A 14,318-nucleotide genomic window follows, 5' to 3' on the forward strand; every position below is an offset into this window, starting at 1 on the left:
TGAACAAACTCCCAAGGTTGACTTAGGGGAGGTGGCTTTTAGAATTTTATCCCCGCCATAGATAATGTCTTCCTTCGGACCGCACTTCCAAGTTTGAAGGCAGCGCGTGTGGAGTTGTGCAGAACTTCCACTTTTGGCCCAAACACCTGTTTCTCCAAATGTTACGGGAGATACCAATATCATAAATATCGGCAAAATACTCCTGACAAATATCCAGGCACAATCCGGCCAAAGCCAGTTCAACATTATCTATTTCCTTCGCCAGACGAATCAGCATCTCCACCACCTGATATATCAACAACGTCGCTATCTGCTGCTGGTTCCGTATCAAAATCAAGTTTAATGGTATTTCCCTCTCGACTCTCGTTTACTGGTTGATTGTCGCCCGGAGTAATAATTTGCCCACCGGATGGAGTCGTATCCACCCAAACGTCAGGGTGATCTGGTGTATCTCCAGGACCGTCATTAGGATCATCCGCCAATACATTAGGTAGGCTAAAAATGATCGTTAATGCAAATGCCACTCTCAAGACGTTGTTTAACATAACTTTTTCCTTTTGGTAGAGGTTGAGCAAACATAACTAAAATTAGACCCCAAAAAAAGACCTAAAAATTTATGGAGTCAGTCTGCTAAATATCTAGGCGCGACTATAATTCAAACAATATCATAAGGCAAATAAATTTTAGTGCACCCAACATAGCACCGATCAAGCATGCTAAACACACCCGACCCAACCAAACCGCCAAGGCTATTAGATCAAGTTGTTTCTAGAATGCGGGTTAAGCACTACAGCCTGCGTACCGAGACAAGTTATGTCGATTGGATAAAACGCTATATAAGGCATCACGGTAAGCGGCATCCCAAAGATATGGGGGCTGCGGAAGTCGAGGCATTTTTATCGCATCTGGCGGTCGAGCGTCATGTTTCTGCCAGTACGCAAAACCAGGCGAAATGTGCGCTCCTTTTCCTTTATAAAGAAGTATTGGGAGTCGATTTGCCGTGGCTGGATAACGTGACGAAGGCGAAGGCGCCAAAGCGTTTGCCGGTGGTGCTGACACAGTCCGAGATACAGGCAGTCCTCAGTTGTTTGGGGCACTGAACTGAATTTAAGTGAAAAACTCTCTCTCCGTATCCACAGGACATAAAGGAGAAGGGACCGGCCATTCATTTCCCCGAAAGATGAAACTTGTCTGTGGGAGCGACGCCTACGTCGCGACTTGAGGCTTTAATCGCGACGTGGGCGTCGCTCCCACCATTCACCTATCGATTTTCAACCGCTTGGATGGGGTGACTTACACGCATGGGCTGAACAAGGGTCGCAAGGGGAGGATAAGTCCTCTCGATAATCTATAGCCGGATGCGACAGCTATTTTTTGACCGCCCGTTGCCTTCTCGCATCCTTCGGATCATGCAGCAGGGGCCGGTAGATTTCGACCCGGTCGGCCGGCTTCAGCGCCTGGTCGAGGCTGCAAACTTTGCCGAAAATGCCGACCGGATTGACCGCCAAATCGATGTCCGGAAAGTGCCCTAAAAATCCCGAAGCCTCGATCGCCTGCTGCACCGTCGCGCCGGCGGGCAATTTCAAAGTGACCAAAGCCTGAACGCCAGGAGGCGCGTAGGCGACCTCGACGATCAAATCGTTGTCGTTAGGCATAAACCACCTTGGCGCGCTCGGTAAACGAGGCGACCATCGTATTGCAGATTTGATTGAACACGGTGCCGAAGGCCAGACTGGCCAGTGCGCCGGGCATTTCGAACTCCAGGTCGAGCGAAATCTTGCTCGCATCCTCGCGCAGCGGCATGAAACTCCAGACGCCTTCGAGGTAGGTGAAAGGGCCTTCGAGCAGCGATACGGTGATCTTGCCGCCGGGGTCGATCTTGTTCCGGGTCGAGAACGCTTTTTTGAAGCCGCCCTTCGCGATGATCAGCTCGGCCTCGACGATATCGTCCTCGCGCTTCAAGATCCGGCTGCCCGAACACCAGGGCAAAAATTTCGGGTAAGACTCGATGTCGTTGACCAGGTCGAACATTTGCTGCGCCGAAAATTTGACCAGGGCGCTTTTTTGCACAACGGTCATGCTCAGAGAACTCCGACCACGTGCAGAAACACCAAAAACACCGCCGCCGGCGCGACATAACGAACCAGCAGCAGCCAGAGCTTGAACCAGAGCGTGTGGCCGAGATTCAATTCCTGCTCGCTATGCCGATGGTGCATGATCCAGCCGGAAAACACCGCGATGCAGAAGCCGCCGATCGGCAGCATCAGATTTGCGGTCAGATAATCGACCAGTTCGAAAAAAGTCCGCTCGAACAATTTGGCTTCGGACCAGATATTGAACGAAAACACCGTGCCGAGGCCCAATGCCCAGGCGACCAATCCCGCCTGGACGCAGGCTTTCTCGCGGCTGTAACCTTTACTTTCGACCAGCCAGGCGATCGCCGGCTCGATCAGCGCGATCGACGAGGTCAGGGCGGCAATCGCCAGCACGATGAAAAACAGTACGCCGAAAAACCAGCCGCCGGTCATCGAGCCGAACGCGAGCGGCAGCGTCTTGAAGATCAGGCCGGGGCCGGAGTCGGGGTGCAGGCCGTGCGTGAACACGAGAGGGAAGATGATCAGGCCGGCGAGCAGCGCGACGAAGGTGTCCGCCGCCGCGATGATGACCGAGGTTTTCGCGATCGACACCTTCGGCGATAAATAGGAGCCGTACACCATCACCGAGCCCATGCCGAGGCTCAAGGTGAAAAACGCCTGACCCATCGCGGTCAGCACCGATTCGCTGGTCAATTTGCTGAAGTCCGGCTTGAACAGGAAGTTCAGGCCTTCGAAATAGCCGCTGGTGCTCATCGCATAGCCGAGCAGCAAAATCATCAGGCCGAACAGGCTCGGCATCAGATAGCGCACGGCTTGTTCCAGGCCGTTGTTGACGCCGCGCACGACGATCATTAGCGTGGCCATCATGAACAGCGAATGCCAGAAGATCAGGCGCACAGGATTCGAGATGAAATCGTCGAAGATCACCTTGACCGCCGCGGCGTCCGCGTCGAAGAAACTGCCGGTAAAGGCTTTCAACACATAGGCGGCGGACCAGCCCGCGATCACGCTGTAATAGGACAGGATCAACACGCCGGCCGCGACGCCCATCCAGCCGAGATAATGCCAGTTCTTGTCCGCGCCGGCTTCCTCGGTCAAAATTTCCATCGTGTTGATCGGGTCCTGGCGGGTGCGGCGGCCGAGCATCGTTTCGGCCATCATCAGCGGAATGCCGATCAACGCGATGCACAGCAGGTAGACCAGCACGAAGGCGCCGCCGCCGTTCGCGCCGGTAATATACGGAAATTTCCAGATATTGCCGAGGCCCACTGCGGAGCCGGTCGCCGCGAGAATGAAGGCCAAGCGCGATGACCATTCGCCGTGAATCGTTTTTTTCGCATTCGTCATGAAAGTGCCTGTCGGATTCTATATAAAAAACACTGGATCGAGTTTAATCGAGTAAAATAACAAATTTATTGTTTTACGTCAGTCGAAAAATTACAGTCCGCCCCCCATGGCCGATAAAAAATCCAAAAAAAACAAGACTCAGCAAAATGCAACGATCGCGGTCAACCGCCAGGCGACGCACGAATATTTTATCGAGGAACGCTATGAGGCCGGAATCGTGCTGGAAGGCTGGGAGGTCAAGAGTCTCCGCGACGGACGGGTACAACTGAAGGAAAGCTATGTGACCTTTCGGCGCGGCGAGGCCTGGCTGGCCGGCGCGCACATCTCGCCGCTGTTGTCCGCGTCCACGCATATCAAGCCCGAAGCGGTGCGCGCGAAAAAACTGCTGTTGAACCGGCATGAGCTGAACAAATTGATCGGTTCGGTCGAGCGCAAAGGCTATACCATCGTGCCGCTCTCGCTGTATTGGAAGCATGGCCGCGCCAAGCTCGAAATCGGCCTCGCCAAGGGCAAGCAATTGCACGATAAACGCGCCAGCTCGAAAGACCGCGATTGGCAGCGCGAAAAAGGGCGCATCCTGAAACACGGTTGATCGCCTTGACTCAACTCCCTACACTGAGCCCAACACTTCCATGTCCCTCTCCCAATTCCTAGAAAAAATTAAAACTAACGTCCCGGTCGACTTCCAGGAGACGATAGCGGTGATCACCGAACACTACGATTATCGCCCGGCAGAATTCCGTAACGGACTCGGCGAGGACTGTTTGGTCAATTCGGCGGGCGTGAATGAAGGCTCCTGCAAGATTTTCGCCTTTGCGCTGCTGCACGATCTGGACAAGCAGCAAACCTTGAACTTGTTCGGCGACTTTTATCGCGTCGATGTCCTCGGCGACCCCGATGGCAAGAGCCATCAAAATATCCGCAATTTCATCAAATACGGCTGGGAAGGCATCGAGTTCGAAGAAATGCCGCTGGAACAAAAATAGTTCGGCCATTCCCCTTCGCCCTACCTCTCCATGCGGTTGAGTTAGCCCGCCCCGCCTGCGTCATTCTCCGAAATTCAGCCCCATCGCTGCGTCCTGAGCCGCTCCGCGGTTCGGAATGCAGGGCGAGCGGAAACCAATCCTTAAGCGCCTTGACCGGTCCCGTCATTGATCCGATTGTTCTTAGTCATTTAAACGCACTGCGATAATATCCAGCTTTGTACAGTTTTTGTATAAATATATTTTGACATGGATTGTGAATATTGCTACATTGCGATCAGATGTCATCGATCGTCAAGTGATGAGACTGGCTTAAAATAAACTAATTTATCAAGACGTTGTCTCATATGGGTTGGAACGGAAATCCGACGAACTGCGCATTGCGTTGTCTAGTATATTGACTAATTCTTGTAAAGGTTTGTTCAAAACCTTTTACAAAGCCCCTGTTCGGGATGCTGCGGTTAAAATAAAAGGGATGGCTTTTATTTTGTGTTAAACGCTGTATTTTCGCTTTTTTGGCATACATAAATCACTATTCCAAATGGCGTTTGGGGAGGGCTGGCAAATGGCTGTCACGTTAGTAGAAAAATATCCTTCGGTATCGCGGGAGGATATTGACCCGGAAAGCAGTAATGCATTGCTCGATCGAATGCCGGACTTTGCGGAATGCGCCGGCATTGATGCGGAAGATCCGAATTTATCGCTCGCGAGGCGATTGAAAGCCTGTAAGATGAATTTGGTCAATGCCTTGGCCCAATCCTCATTGACGCCGCTGTGGCTGCTGCAAGAGCATGAACAACATCTTGACAAAGAGGCCGCGGACCCGCTGGAAGAGCCCAAATCGTCCACCGAGCTGGCGTCGCCTTTGGCCCTCATCCGCCAGTGCTATCAGCGCGTCACGGTAGAGAAAGCGGCGGGTGAGGTAGAGCGGAACGCTGAGGACATGGTGGCGGCCTTGCAATGCTTTCCTTTCACTTTTAACGACCTGACGCGGCTGGTGGATCTGCATGGTTACGCCGGCAGGCACCTGCAACAGGAAAATGCCCAAGTCCGCGAGCGTATCGCGCGAATCACTCAGTGCGGAGCCAAGCATAAGAACGACGGTTTTGCTCAAATTCTCCAATTGCATCGGCAACATCTCGGCCGGCCGCTAGGTTTTTTTTTCACGGGGCAAGGCAGCCGTTACTCTCTTGCCGAGTTGATTGCGGCAGAACGCGCCTGGCTGGAATCCCGTCAGCAACTGGTCACCGCCAATTCGGGTCTGGTGCTGTACATTGCGAATCAATACAAGGGCAGTTTCCTGGATTTTGAAGATATGGTTCAGGAGGGGCAGACCGGGTTGTTGAAGGCGGCGGACCGCTACGATTACCGGCTCGGCTTCAAATTTTCGACCTATGCCGGTTATTGGATACGGCAGGCGATTTCCAGGGCATTGTCCCGCAGCGAGCGGGTGGTCAGGATTCCTTGCGGGCAGGTCGGCGCGATCAACAAATTTTTTCGCGACCGGGAGCAATTGCTGGTGCGGACCGGCAAGGAACCCTCGTTGCAGGATTTGGCCGAGCATACCGGCCTGTCGCCCGCTGAAATCGACGCGATTCTCGCGATTTCCCAAACCGCGGTGCCTATCGAGTCTTCATCGGACGACGATGACGAGGCGTTTGCACCGATCGATTTTCTCGAACAGGATATTTTCGCTTCCGCTTTCGGCATCCTGGCGCAGTCCGATCTTGCGCGCCTGATTGGGCAGGCGCTTAAAATACTGAACCCCAGGGAGGCCAAAATCATCTGCGATCATTTTGGCGTCGATAGCGAGCGGGAGTTGACTTTGAAGGAGATCGGCCTGGAATTGAATCTGACGCGCGAGCGGGTCAGGCAGATAGAAGTCGGGGCGCTAAACAAAATCAAGCGGCATTATGGCGAGCATTTAAGCAGTTTTCTGTAAAATGTATTTGCTGGTCTTGAAAAAACCAAGGATCATACCTAATTAATTGATTAAAATAATAGGTTTTTAAATCGCCAACGAAGAACCTAAAAATGCTACATGGTCAGGAGAGATAAAAATGAAGATGAATCTATACAACCTGCTGCTCTGGTCGATCCTGATCACCGGTTTGCTATTGGTTTTTAACCGCTTTAATGCGCCGCCGCCGGCGATGGACAGCATCGCTTATTCGGATTTTCTCGCCAAGGTCAAGGCGAAGCAGATCACCCGCGTCGAAATCATGGACAATCAAGTCAAGATACGCACGAATGACGGTCAGGATCTGGAAACGATCAATCCGGACGATCCGCACATGATCGACGATTTGTTGGGCGCCGGCGTGCAGATCCGCACCGTCGCGCCGCCGAAACAGTCGTTCCTGATGCAGATATTCGTATCCTGGTTCCCGATGCTGCTGTTGATTGCGGTCTGGGTGATCTATATGCGGCGCCAGCAGGCCGGCGGTGCGGGCAGTTTCGGCAAAAGCAAGGCCAAACTGCTCGAAGAAGACAAGCGCACGATCCATTTTGCCGATGTGGCGGGCTGCGAGGAAGCGAAGGAGGAGGTCGTCGAACTGGTCGACTTCCTGTCCGATCCGCAAAAATTCCAGAAACTCGGCGGCCAGATTCCGCGCGGCATTCTGATGGTCGGGCCTCCGGGCACCGGTAAGACCCTGCTGGCCCGAGCGATCGCCGGCGAAGCGGGCGTCAAGTTCTTCACGATCTCCGGTTCCGACTTCGTCGAAATGTTCGTCGGCGTCGGCGCCTCGCGGGTGCGCGACATGTTCGCGCAGGCGAAGGAACATGCGCCTTGCATCATCTTCATCGACGAAATCGACGCGGTCGGCCGCCAACGCGGCGGCGCCGGTTTCTCGGGCGGCAACGAGGAGCGCGAGCAGACGCTGAACCAGCTCCTGGTCGAGATGGACGGCTTCAACGGCAACGAAGGGGTCATCGTGATCGCGGCGACCAACCGCGCCGACGTGCTCGATAAGGCGCTGTTGCGTCCCGGCCGCTTCGACCGTCAGGTCAACGTCGGTCTGCCGGACGTGAAGGGCCGCGAGCAAATCCTGAACGTGCACATCAAGAAGGTGCCGGCCGCGGCCGACGTCGAACTGAAATACATCGCGCGCGGCACGCCGGGCTTCTCGGGCGCGGATCTCGCCAATCTGATCAACGAGGCGGCGCTGTTCGCGGCGCGGGCGAACAAGCAGGAAGTCACGATGGCCGATCTGGAGAAGGCCAAGGACAAGATCCTGATGGGCGCCGAGCGGCATACGATGGTGATGACCGAAGAAGACAAGCGCCTGACCGCCTATCACGAAGCCGGGCACTGCATCGTCGGCCAGTTGTCGCCGGACCATGACACGGTCTATAAGGTCAGCATCATGCCGCGGGGACGTGCGCTTGGTGTCACGATGTTCCTGCCCGAACGCGACCAGTACAGCGCCAGCAAGCGCAAGCTCGAAAGCCAGATCGCCAGCCTGTTCGGCGGCCGCATCGCGGAACTGATGATCTACGGCGGCGACCGCGTTACCACCGGCGCCTCGAACGACATCGAACGGGCAACCGAACTGGCGCGCAACATGGTCAAGCGCTGGGGCTTTTCGGACAAGCTCGGGCCGCAGGTCTACGGCGAGGAAAGCGGTCAGCCGTTCATGGGGTATGCGTCGCCGGGTTCATCGTTTTCGAACGAAGTCGCTCATCTTATCGACGAGGAAATCCGCGTGCTGATCGACCGCAACTACCAACGCGCCGAAAAGCTGTTGCAGGACAACATCGAAATCCTGCACAAGATGGCCGATGCGCTGATGAAATGGGAAACGATCGACAAAAATCAAATCGACGACTTGATGGCCGGCCGCGATCCGCGTCCGCCGATGGACGATAGCGATACGACCGGACGAGCTGACTTGCAAAAGCCGGACAAAGGCGAGGATAAGGCCGTCAATATCAATAAGCCTAATAAGCCGGTCGGACAGGTTTGAGGTGCGCTCATTATGGGGGTGATCATCACCCCCTTTTTTTTGCCCCGGATTTTTAGGATGCTAAACTGCTGTCTCCTGGACGGGAATTTTGTCTTTCTGCTGCGCCACTTCGTCAAGATAGCGCCGGAAATGCGCAAGGCTTGCAATTTTGACCACGCCGACTTCGTTCAGCACCGTTTCGTAATAGGGGGCGGCGCGTCCCCCGACAATCATGGCAATTTCGTAGCCGAGCAGTTTACGCAGTCTTCTGAGTTCTTTTTGCACCACGTGATCGTCGGTGCTGAAGCTGATGCTGATCGTGACCGCCGCCGCATCGGTGAATTTGACCGCAGCCGCGATTTCTTCGGCCGGCAGATTCGGGCCCAAATAGGTGACTTTCCAGCCTTTCAGTTCGGCGATGATCGCGGCCAGCAGCGCGCCCAGTTCGTGCAATTGGCCGAGCGGCGTCGTGACGACCATTCGGGGCGCCGCAGGAGAGCAGGGCGTATTGTTGCGCAGGATATAGGTCAGGGAGCGGATGATGGACGATGCCATGTGTTCATGGACCGGCCGCAGTTCGCCGGATTTCCAGCGTTCGCCGATCAGGATCAGCAAGGGATCGAGCAAATCTTCGATAAAGTTCTGGATGCCGAGTTCGACGATCGCGTTCTCGAACAGCGATTCCAGCGTTCGAGCGTCGAAGGCGGTGACTTCCGCATAGCATTTGCGGACGTAAGCTTCCGCAAGCGCTTTGCTGTCGCTGCCGGACGGCGGGAGAGGGTGATTTGCCGGCGCGAAGGCTTCTTCGGCTTGCAGCAGTTTTCTCAGTTCGTCCAGCGAATAGCGCGCAATGCGGCTGATGCTGTGGCCATCGCGGGTCGCTTGATTCAATAGCTTCAGCCGGGCAATATCCAGGTCGGTATAGACGCGGTGCCCGCCCGCGGTTCGGGTCGGCGCGACCGCCTGATAACGGCGCTCCCAGGCCCGGACCAGTTCGGCTTTGACCCCGGATCGTTTCGAGACGGTGCTGATCAAGTAATGCTCCGAATTGTCCTTAATATCCGTCATAGCCGCCTGTTTGTCTGCGAAGAAAGCCCAGCATTGGGGTGGAAACCGGGGCCGATCAGGCTGTGCGATAGCATTCTCGATCATTAAATACGTCGCAAGTCATTGAAAGCCAATGAGACAACGGCCCGGCCAATGATTTCATTATACCATGACTTGTACAAAACATAGACGGGATTGTACCCGGAGCAAGCAGCCGGAACGGCGGTATAATGGCAGCCGTTTCAACACAGCGGGTAAGGTCTTGGCGGAAACAAAACCCATCGATTTCTTGATTGTCGGCTTCGGTCTGGCCGGCGCTTTACTGGCATCGGAGCTGCTTCGGCGCGGCTCGTGTGTCGTCGTGATAGACCCCGGCGAAATGAATGCGTCGCAGGTCGCGGCCGGATTGATCAATCCGGTCACCGGCCTGCGCTTCGTCAAGACCGCCGAGATCGAGCAGCTGTTGCCGGCCGCCAAGGCGTGTTACGCGGCTTGGGCGGAAGCGTTCAAGCGCCCGTTTTATGTCGAAAAACCGATGTGGCGTCTGTTGCGCCGCGAGCAGGACGTCGCTCAATGCCGGAAACGCTTGGACGATGACGCTTATCGGGACTATCTGGGCGGCATTGCCCAGCCTTGGAAGCGGGACGCTGTCTTGGGCTGTCTGGAACAAAAACAGACCGGTTATCTGCTGACGCGGCCGTTATTGTCCTGCCTGCTGGAATATTTGCGCGCCCATTCGTCCTACCGGCAGGCGCATTTTGATTATCGCGATCTGCGTTTCGATCCGGTTTTGCAATGGCAGGAATTTCGCCCCCGCCGGATCATTTTTTGCGAAGGCTTTCGCGCGCGCGAAAATCCCTGGTTCTCATGGCTGCCGCTGCGGCCGGCGAAAGGCGAGATCTTGACGTTGGAACACGCCTTGCCGATACCCGACCGCTTATTCAATGACGGCCATTGGCTCCTGTCTCTCGGCGGTAATCGGGTTCGCCTGGGCGCGACCTTCGACCGCGAAAACATCGACGGTCAAATTACCGGGCAGGCCAAAGCGGAACTGCTCCAGGCGGGCGAACGCATCTTTCCGGGCCTGAAGGAGGCCAAACTGATCGCGCAGGAGGCCGGCGTCCGCCCCTGCACGGAGGACCGGCAGCCCTTCATCGGCGCGCATCCCAAGCTGCCGCAGCTCCATATCTTCAACGGCTTCGGCGCGAAAGGCAGCGTGATGATCCCCGGGTATGGCCGCCGCTTTGCCGACTATTTAGGCAACGGCGAGGCCTTACCGTCCTCCTGTGACATTAAGCGCCATGAAAGAACGCATTTCCCTGGTGGCTAAGGCCCATGAACTGATCCGCGCGCGTCTGCGTCCGGGGGCCAGCGCGGTCGACGCGACGGTCGGCAACGGCCATGACACGCTGTTTCTGCTGCGGCAGGTCGCGCCGCGCGGCAGGGTCTACGGATTTGACATCCAGCGCGCCGCGCTGGCGTCCGCCGCAGCCAAAATCAACGAATCCGCGCTGCAGGCTTGCCTGACGCTCATTAACGACAGCCATGCCCGCATGCTCGAACGGATCCCCAAGACGGATCACGGCGCGATCGGTGCGGTGATGTTCAATCTCGGTTACCTGCCCGGAGGCGATAAAGCCGTGACGACCCGGACCGATTCGACGCTGGCCGCGCTTTCGGCGGCGAGCCGATTGCTGGGGTCGGGCGGCATCATCACGATCGTGGCCTATCCCGGCCATCCCGGCGGCGCGCACGAGACCGACCGGGTCGGGCGCTGGTGTAAACATCTGGACTGTGAACGCTTCAGGGTCGAGCGGATCGATGCCAAAGCGAACGATGAGGCCGCTCCCCGGCTGTTCGCGGTGACCCGGAAGCGTTCGGAATGAATTTTTCCGGGCGCCGATTTTTTGCAGTATGATCACCACTTTTGATGCGCAAGGAAAGCGTTGACCCTATCCGACTCTCGATACCCTCATGGCCAATAAACCGAATTATCAAAAACCGTCGCCGCAAACGCAGGAAGAAGCGCTCAAAATCGCGAAGGCCACGCAGCGTCCGGCGCAGACCAAAGAGCAGACCAAGCTGATCGCCCAGGGCATTCAAAAAGGTATCGACCAGTACAAGAAACAGCAAAAAGAAAAAGCCAGGGAACTGAGCAAGCGGCTGAAGAAAGCCTCGCGGCCCACCGAGCCATCGGCCGAGACGAACGAGCCGCCGGTCGAAGCGGTGATCGTTTATCGCCAGCATTGGTTGCCTTGGCTGCTGCTGGGCTTGACCTGGCTGGGTATCGGGGTTGACTGGCTGATGCGTTGAACTGTCTCCGCCGACCGTTCTCAATCGGCGGGCCAGGGCAGTTCCGGGAAAAACTCGGCCTGCATGCGGCGGCAGTAGTCATACAGGTTTTGCCTGCTCCTCGCATGATCTTTCAGCGGCGACTCGATCGGACTGCCGACGATATTGACCAGAATGCCATAGGCGCTGGTGTCCAGGCTGGTTGGTTGAGCGCCCATGAAATAGGGTTTGTCGCCAAGAAAATCCGCCAGACTGTCGATATCCTCGCTGCCGAGCGCGAACTTTTCCGGATCGCTCAGGCGGCCGATGCCGTGTCCTAAAATCTGCTTCTTGATTCGTTTCCGATAAATCGCTGCGGCCACATCGCGGGCTATCGGCGGCAGCACGCCGAAAATCGCCTGTTTGTTGGCTTGCCAGTTGCTTTCGCCATAATCCCAGCGTGTCACCATGCTGATCCAATACAGATGTTCTTCCAGCAGGCGCTGAAATGATTTGGCGGTCGCCTGTTGTTCGGGTGAGATGTGCGCGTCTTCACCCTGGCCGTATTTCGACTGTAAATGATGCAAAATCAGGCGGGAATCGGCGATTCTCAGGCCCTCGTCATCGATAAACGGCAACTTGCCCCTGGGCGCCTTCAGCGGCAAGGTTTCGACGATCTGGTAAGGAATCTCGTGCATGCGCAAGTAGGTTTCGAGTTTGACGCAGAACTGGCTCAGGTTCGGCAGCCCCCAGGTGCGGGCGAATTGATAGAGTGTGATCATTTTTTTTCTCCGGTATGTGCCTGTGTTATAGTTGGTTTTAAATTGCAAGTCACTATGCTAGTCCTGTACCTTGTAAAATGCAAGTGACTACCGAGACATAACCGGATTGAAAAATGAGTGATTTAGATCAAACGCAATTTGAACGCTCCTGCTGCCCTGTCGCGAATGTGCTGGACGTGTTTGGCGATAAATGGACATTGTTGGTGGTGCGCGATCTGGTGCTGGGCAAATCGCGTTTCGGCGAGTTCAGCGAATCCGCCGAGGCGATTCCCACCAACATTCTGGCGGAGCGTCTGAAAAGGCTGGAGCTAGGCGGCACCGTGACGAAAACGCCTTATTGTCGCAAACCGCTGCGTTATCAATATGAATTGACCGAAAAGGGCAGGGATCTGATACCGGTGCTCGAAGCGATGGCCGCCTGGGCGGATAAGCATGTACCCGGTACGAAGGTGTTTCCGCGCTACATCCGGCCGGCGGAGATGTAAATTGGAGAGAGTGAACGCAACGCGTTCGGTTTAGGAGGGTGTCAATTCCTTGCCCGAGTCGGCGTCTGCGCGCACAAACAGACGTGAGCACAGCAAACCGGCTTCAAACAGCAGCCACATCGGCACCGCCAACAGGGTCTGAGAGATCGCGTCGGGCGGGGTCAGCACCATGCCGACGATGAAGGCGCCGACGATCACATAGGGACGCTGTTCGGCGAGCGCCTGCGGGGTTACGAGACCGGTCCAGACCAGCACGATCGTGAAAATCGGCACCTCGAAACAAATGCCGAACGCGAAGAACAGGGTCAGCACGAAGTCCAGATAGTGGCTGATGTCGGTCATCACGGTCACGCCGACCGGAGCGGCGGCGGTCAGGAACTTGAACATCAGCGGAAACACCACGAAATACGCGAAGGCGACGCCGAGAAAGAAGAGCAGGGTGCTGGCGAACAGCAACGGCAGGATGAAGCGCCGCTCGTGCTGGTACAGCCCCGGAGCGACGAAGGCCCAGAATTGGTACAAGAGAAACGGGATCGAAATGAAGATCGAAACGACCAGTGCCAGCTTGAACGGCGTGAAAAACGGCGAGGCGACCTCGATCGCGATCATGCTGCTGTTCGCGGGCATGTGCTTCATCAGGGGGCCGGCCAAGAGCGCATAAATATCGTTCGCGTAATAGGCGAGCGCCATGAAGACCAGCAGCACGCAGACGACCGAACGCAACAGGCGGTCGCGCAGTTCGATCAGATGGCTCAGGAAGGGCAATTCCGGGGCGTCGTTCGGGTTATTTTTCTTCATGCGGGGCTTTGTCTTGGGTGAGTCCGTCTTGCGTCAGCTGTTCGAGCGAGGATTGAAGCGAATTCCCGGCATTCCGGGTTTCATCGATCAGGTCTTGCAGTTGCTTCAGGTCGTCCTGATGCTCGAAGGCCTGACGCAGTTCCTCGGCATGCAGCTCGGCGCTGATTTCGGCCTTCGCGTCGGCGATCATGCGCCGCGTCTTGCCGATCCAGTAGCCCGCGATGCGGGCGACCTTGGGGAGCCGCTCGGGACCTATCACCAGCAGGCTGACCAGCGCGACCATCATGATTTCGGAGAAGCCTATTTCAAACATCGCTTAGGTTTTTTCGTGATGCTTGGACAGCGTTTCGCCTTCGATCGGTTTTTTATCCTCGGCGACCTGTTCTGGACCGTCCTGATCCTTGACCGCGTTGCGGAAGCCCTTGATCGCGGCGCCGAGGTCGGAGCCGACCGTGCGTAATCGTTTGGTGCCGAACAGCACCACCACGATCAGCAGTAACACTATTAATTCGGAGAGACTGATGCCCATGGATTTTACCTCTTGTTGAAGTTTGGGGGCTTA

General features: G+C 56.0%; 18 protein-coding genes. 9 read left to right on the plus strand and 9 right to left on the minus strand.

What is annotated here, in order from left to right; all coding sequences use genetic code 11:
- Positions 1-245: 245 nt before the first annotated feature.
- Positions 246-545, minus strand: a complete 300-nt coding sequence (locus ACEPPP_RS16910; protein WP_374088535.1) for a hypothetical protein — start codon at positions 543-545, stop codon at positions 246-248.
- Between the two features lie 168 nt (positions 546-713).
- Between ACEPPP_RS16910 and ACEPPP_RS16915 the strand changes: the two genes are divergently transcribed.
- On the plus strand, positions 714-1,100 hold the full coding sequence (locus ACEPPP_RS16915; RefSeq protein ID WP_374088536.1) for a phage integrase N-terminal SAM-like domain-containing protein: 387 nt from the start codon (positions 714-716) through the stop codon (positions 1,098-1,100).
- A gap of 267 nt (positions 1,101-1,367) precedes the next feature.
- On the opposite strand, the gene ACEPPP_RS16920 is transcribed toward ACEPPP_RS16915, so the two are convergent.
- From ACEPPP_RS16920 to ACEPPP_RS16930, 3 genes are read right to left on the minus strand one after another with little or no spacing between them, the layout of a single operon-like run.
- A complete protein-coding gene (locus ACEPPP_RS16920) occupies positions 1,368-1,655 on the minus strand; it encodes an RnfH family protein (protein ID WP_374088537.1) in 288 nt (95 codons plus the stop codon).
- Complete coding sequence (locus ACEPPP_RS16925; RefSeq protein WP_374088538.1) at positions 1,648-2,079, minus strand: type II toxin-antitoxin system RatA family toxin; 432 nt, start codon at positions 2,077-2,079, stop codon at positions 1,648-1,650. Before ACEPPP_RS16925 ends, ACEPPP_RS16920 begins: the two co-directional genes overlap by 8 nt.
- Before the next feature lie 2 nt (positions 2,080-2,081).
- Complete coding sequence (locus ACEPPP_RS16930) at positions 2,082-3,443, minus strand: sodium-dependent transporter (protein WP_374088539.1); 1,362 nt, start codon at positions 3,441-3,443, stop codon at positions 2,082-2,084.
- A 106-nt stretch (positions 3,444-3,549) separates the two neighbouring features.
- On the opposite strand from ACEPPP_RS16930, the gene smpB reads away from it, so the two are divergent.
- The 4 genes from smpB to ftsH all read left to right on the plus strand — a co-directional run bounded on the left by smpB (position 3,550) and on the right by ftsH (position 8,394).
- Positions 3,550-4,035, plus strand: a complete 486-nt coding sequence (gene smpB / locus ACEPPP_RS16935) for an SsrA-binding protein SmpB (RefSeq protein WP_374088540.1) — start codon at positions 3,550-3,552, stop codon at positions 4,033-4,035.
- Between the two features lie 40 nt (positions 4,036-4,075).
- Positions 4,076-4,429: a HopJ type III effector protein gene (locus ACEPPP_RS16940; RefSeq protein ID WP_374088541.1), complete on the plus strand. Its 354-nt coding sequence runs from the start codon at positions 4,076-4,078 to the stop codon at positions 4,427-4,429.
- Positions 4,430-4,991: 562 nt separating this feature from the next.
- The gene (locus ACEPPP_RS16945; RefSeq protein WP_374088542.1) at positions 4,992-6,368 is read left to right on the plus strand and encodes an RNA polymerase sigma factor RpoD/SigA; all 1,377 of its coding nucleotides are present in this window, start codon (positions 4,992-4,994) and stop codon (positions 6,366-6,368) included.
- A 118-nt stretch (positions 6,369-6,486) separates the two neighbouring features.
- Positions 6,487-8,394: an ATP-dependent zinc metalloprotease FtsH gene (gene ftsH / locus ACEPPP_RS16950; RefSeq protein ID WP_374088543.1), complete on the plus strand. Its 1,908-nt coding sequence runs from the start codon at positions 6,487-6,489 to the stop codon at positions 8,392-8,394.
- Positions 8,395-8,454: 60 nt separating this feature from the next.
- Here ftsH and ACEPPP_RS16955 read toward each other — a convergent pair whose 3' ends face one another.
- On the minus strand, positions 8,455-9,441 hold the full coding sequence (locus tag ACEPPP_RS16955; RefSeq protein WP_374088544.1) for a MerR family transcriptional regulator: 987 nt from the start codon (positions 9,439-9,441) through the stop codon (positions 8,455-8,457).
- 241 nt (positions 9,442-9,682) lie between these two features.
- On the opposite strand from ACEPPP_RS16955, the gene ACEPPP_RS16960 reads away from it, so the two are divergent.
- The 3 genes from ACEPPP_RS16960 to ACEPPP_RS16970 all read left to right on the plus strand — a co-directional run bounded on the left by ACEPPP_RS16960 (position 9,683) and on the right by ACEPPP_RS16970 (position 11,733).
- Positions 9,683-10,750, plus strand: a complete 1,068-nt coding sequence (locus tag ACEPPP_RS16960) for an NAD(P)/FAD-dependent oxidoreductase (protein ID WP_374088545.1) — start codon at positions 9,683-9,685, stop codon at positions 10,748-10,750.
- Positions 10,722-11,306 (plus strand): class I SAM-dependent methyltransferase, encoded by a 585-nt coding sequence (locus tag ACEPPP_RS16965; RefSeq protein WP_374088546.1) that lies wholly within the window; start codon positions 10,722-10,724, stop codon positions 11,304-11,306. Before ACEPPP_RS16960 ends, ACEPPP_RS16965 begins: the two co-directional genes overlap by 29 nt.
- 88 nt (positions 11,307-11,394) lie before the next feature.
- The gene (locus ACEPPP_RS16970; protein ID WP_374088547.1) at positions 11,395-11,733 is read left to right on the plus strand and encodes a DUF2956 domain-containing protein; all 339 of its coding nucleotides are present in this window, start codon (positions 11,395-11,397) and stop codon (positions 11,731-11,733) included.
- A 20-nt stretch (positions 11,734-11,753) separates the two neighbouring features.
- Here the strand turns inward: ACEPPP_RS16970 and ACEPPP_RS16975 are convergent, their stop codons facing one another.
- Complete coding sequence (locus ACEPPP_RS16975; RefSeq protein WP_374088548.1) at positions 11,754-12,473, minus strand: glutathione S-transferase family protein; 720 nt, start codon at positions 12,471-12,473, stop codon at positions 11,754-11,756.
- 113 nt (positions 12,474-12,586) lie between these two features.
- Here ACEPPP_RS16975 and ACEPPP_RS16980 point away from each other — a divergent pair, with 113 nt between their 5' ends.
- The gene (locus tag ACEPPP_RS16980; protein ID WP_374088549.1) at positions 12,587-12,958 is read left to right on the plus strand and encodes a winged helix-turn-helix transcriptional regulator; all 372 of its coding nucleotides are present in this window, start codon (positions 12,587-12,589) and stop codon (positions 12,956-12,958) included.
- A 30-nt stretch (positions 12,959-12,988) separates the two neighbouring features.
- On the opposite strand, the gene tatC is transcribed toward ACEPPP_RS16980, so the two are convergent.
- From tatC to tatA, 3 genes are read right to left on the minus strand one after another with little or no spacing between them, the layout of a single operon-like run.
- Positions 12,989-13,756, minus strand: coding sequence for a twin-arginine translocase subunit TatC (gene tatC / locus ACEPPP_RS16985; protein WP_374088550.1), 768 nt, complete (start codon positions 13,754-13,756; stop codon positions 12,989-12,991).
- Positions 13,743-14,069, minus strand: coding sequence for a Sec-independent protein translocase protein TatB (gene tatB / locus ACEPPP_RS16990; RefSeq protein WP_374088551.1), 327 nt, complete (start codon positions 14,067-14,069; stop codon positions 13,743-13,745). The genes tatC and tatB overlap by 14 nt, the downstream gene beginning before the upstream one ends.
- A gap of 3 nt (positions 14,070-14,072) precedes the next feature.
- Positions 14,073-14,285 carry a twin-arginine translocase TatA/TatE family subunit gene (gene tatA / locus ACEPPP_RS16995; RefSeq protein WP_374088552.1) on the minus strand — a complete coding sequence of 71 codons (213 nt, stop codon included), beginning with the start codon at positions 14,283-14,285 and terminating at the stop codon, positions 14,073-14,075.
- Positions 14,286-14,318 lie beyond the last annotated feature (33 nt).

It is taken from the genome of Methylomicrobium lacus, from assembly GCF_041897535.1.
Lineage (GTDB): Bacteria > Pseudomonadota > Gammaproteobacteria > Methylococcales > Methylomonadaceae > Methylomicrobium > Methylomicrobium lacus_A.

Excerpts from the sequence above, each read along its gene's own strand:
- tatB (WP_374088551.1), bottom strand. The coding sequence starts at position 14,069 with ATGTTTGAAATAGGCTTCTCCGAAATCATGATGGTCGCGCTGGTCAGC.
- ACEPPP_RS16930 (WP_374088539.1), bottom strand. The coding sequence starts at position 3,443 with ATGACGAATGCGAAAAAAACGATTCACGGCGAATGGTCATCGCGCTTG.
- ACEPPP_RS16975 (WP_374088548.1), bottom strand. The coding sequence starts at position 12,473 with ATGATCACACTCTATCAATTCGCCCGCACCTGGGGGCTGCCGAACCTG.
- ACEPPP_RS16910 (WP_374088535.1), bottom strand. The coding sequence starts at position 545 with ATGTTAAACAACGTCTTGAGAGTGGCATTTGCATTAACGATCATTTTT.
- ACEPPP_RS16970 (WP_374088547.1), top strand. The coding sequence starts at position 11,395 with ATGGCCAATAAACCGAATTATCAAAAACCGTCGCCGCAAACGCAGGAA.
- smpB (WP_374088540.1), top strand. The coding sequence starts at position 3,550 with ATGGCCGATAAAAAATCCAAAAAAAACAAGACTCAGCAAAATGCAACG.
- tatC (WP_374088550.1), bottom strand. The coding sequence starts at position 13,756 with ATGAAGAAAAATAACCCGAACGACGCCCCGGAATTGCCCTTCCTGAGC.
- ftsH (WP_374088543.1), top strand. The coding sequence starts at position 6,487 with ATGAAGATGAATCTATACAACCTGCTGCTCTGGTCGATCCTGATCACC.
- ACEPPP_RS16945 (WP_374088542.1), top strand. The coding sequence starts at position 4,992 with ATGGCTGTCACGTTAGTAGAAAAATATCCTTCGGTATCGCGGGAGGAT.
- ACEPPP_RS16980 (WP_374088549.1), top strand. The coding sequence starts at position 12,587 with ATGAGTGATTTAGATCAAACGCAATTTGAACGCTCCTGCTGCCCTGTC.
- tatA (WP_374088552.1), bottom strand. The coding sequence starts at position 14,285 with ATGGGCATCAGTCTCTCCGAATTAATAGTGTTACTGCTGATCGTGGTG.
- ACEPPP_RS16915 (WP_374088536.1), top strand. The coding sequence starts at position 714 with ATGCTAAACACACCCGACCCAACCAAACCGCCAAGGCTATTAGATCAA.
- ACEPPP_RS16965 (WP_374088546.1), top strand. The coding sequence starts at position 10,722 with ATGAAAGAACGCATTTCCCTGGTGGCTAAGGCCCATGAACTGATCCGC.
- ACEPPP_RS16940 (WP_374088541.1), top strand. The coding sequence starts at position 4,076 with ATGTCCCTCTCCCAATTCCTAGAAAAAATTAAAACTAACGTCCCGGTC.
- ACEPPP_RS16925 (WP_374088538.1), bottom strand. The coding sequence starts at position 2,079 with ATGACCGTTGTGCAAAAAAGCGCCCTGGTCAAATTTTCGGCGCAGCAA.
- ACEPPP_RS16955 (WP_374088544.1), bottom strand. The coding sequence starts at position 9,441 with ATGACGGATATTAAGGACAATTCGGAGCATTACTTGATCAGCACCGTC.
- ACEPPP_RS16920 (WP_374088537.1), bottom strand. The coding sequence starts at position 1,655 with ATGCCTAACGACAACGATTTGATCGTCGAGGTCGCCTACGCGCCTCCT.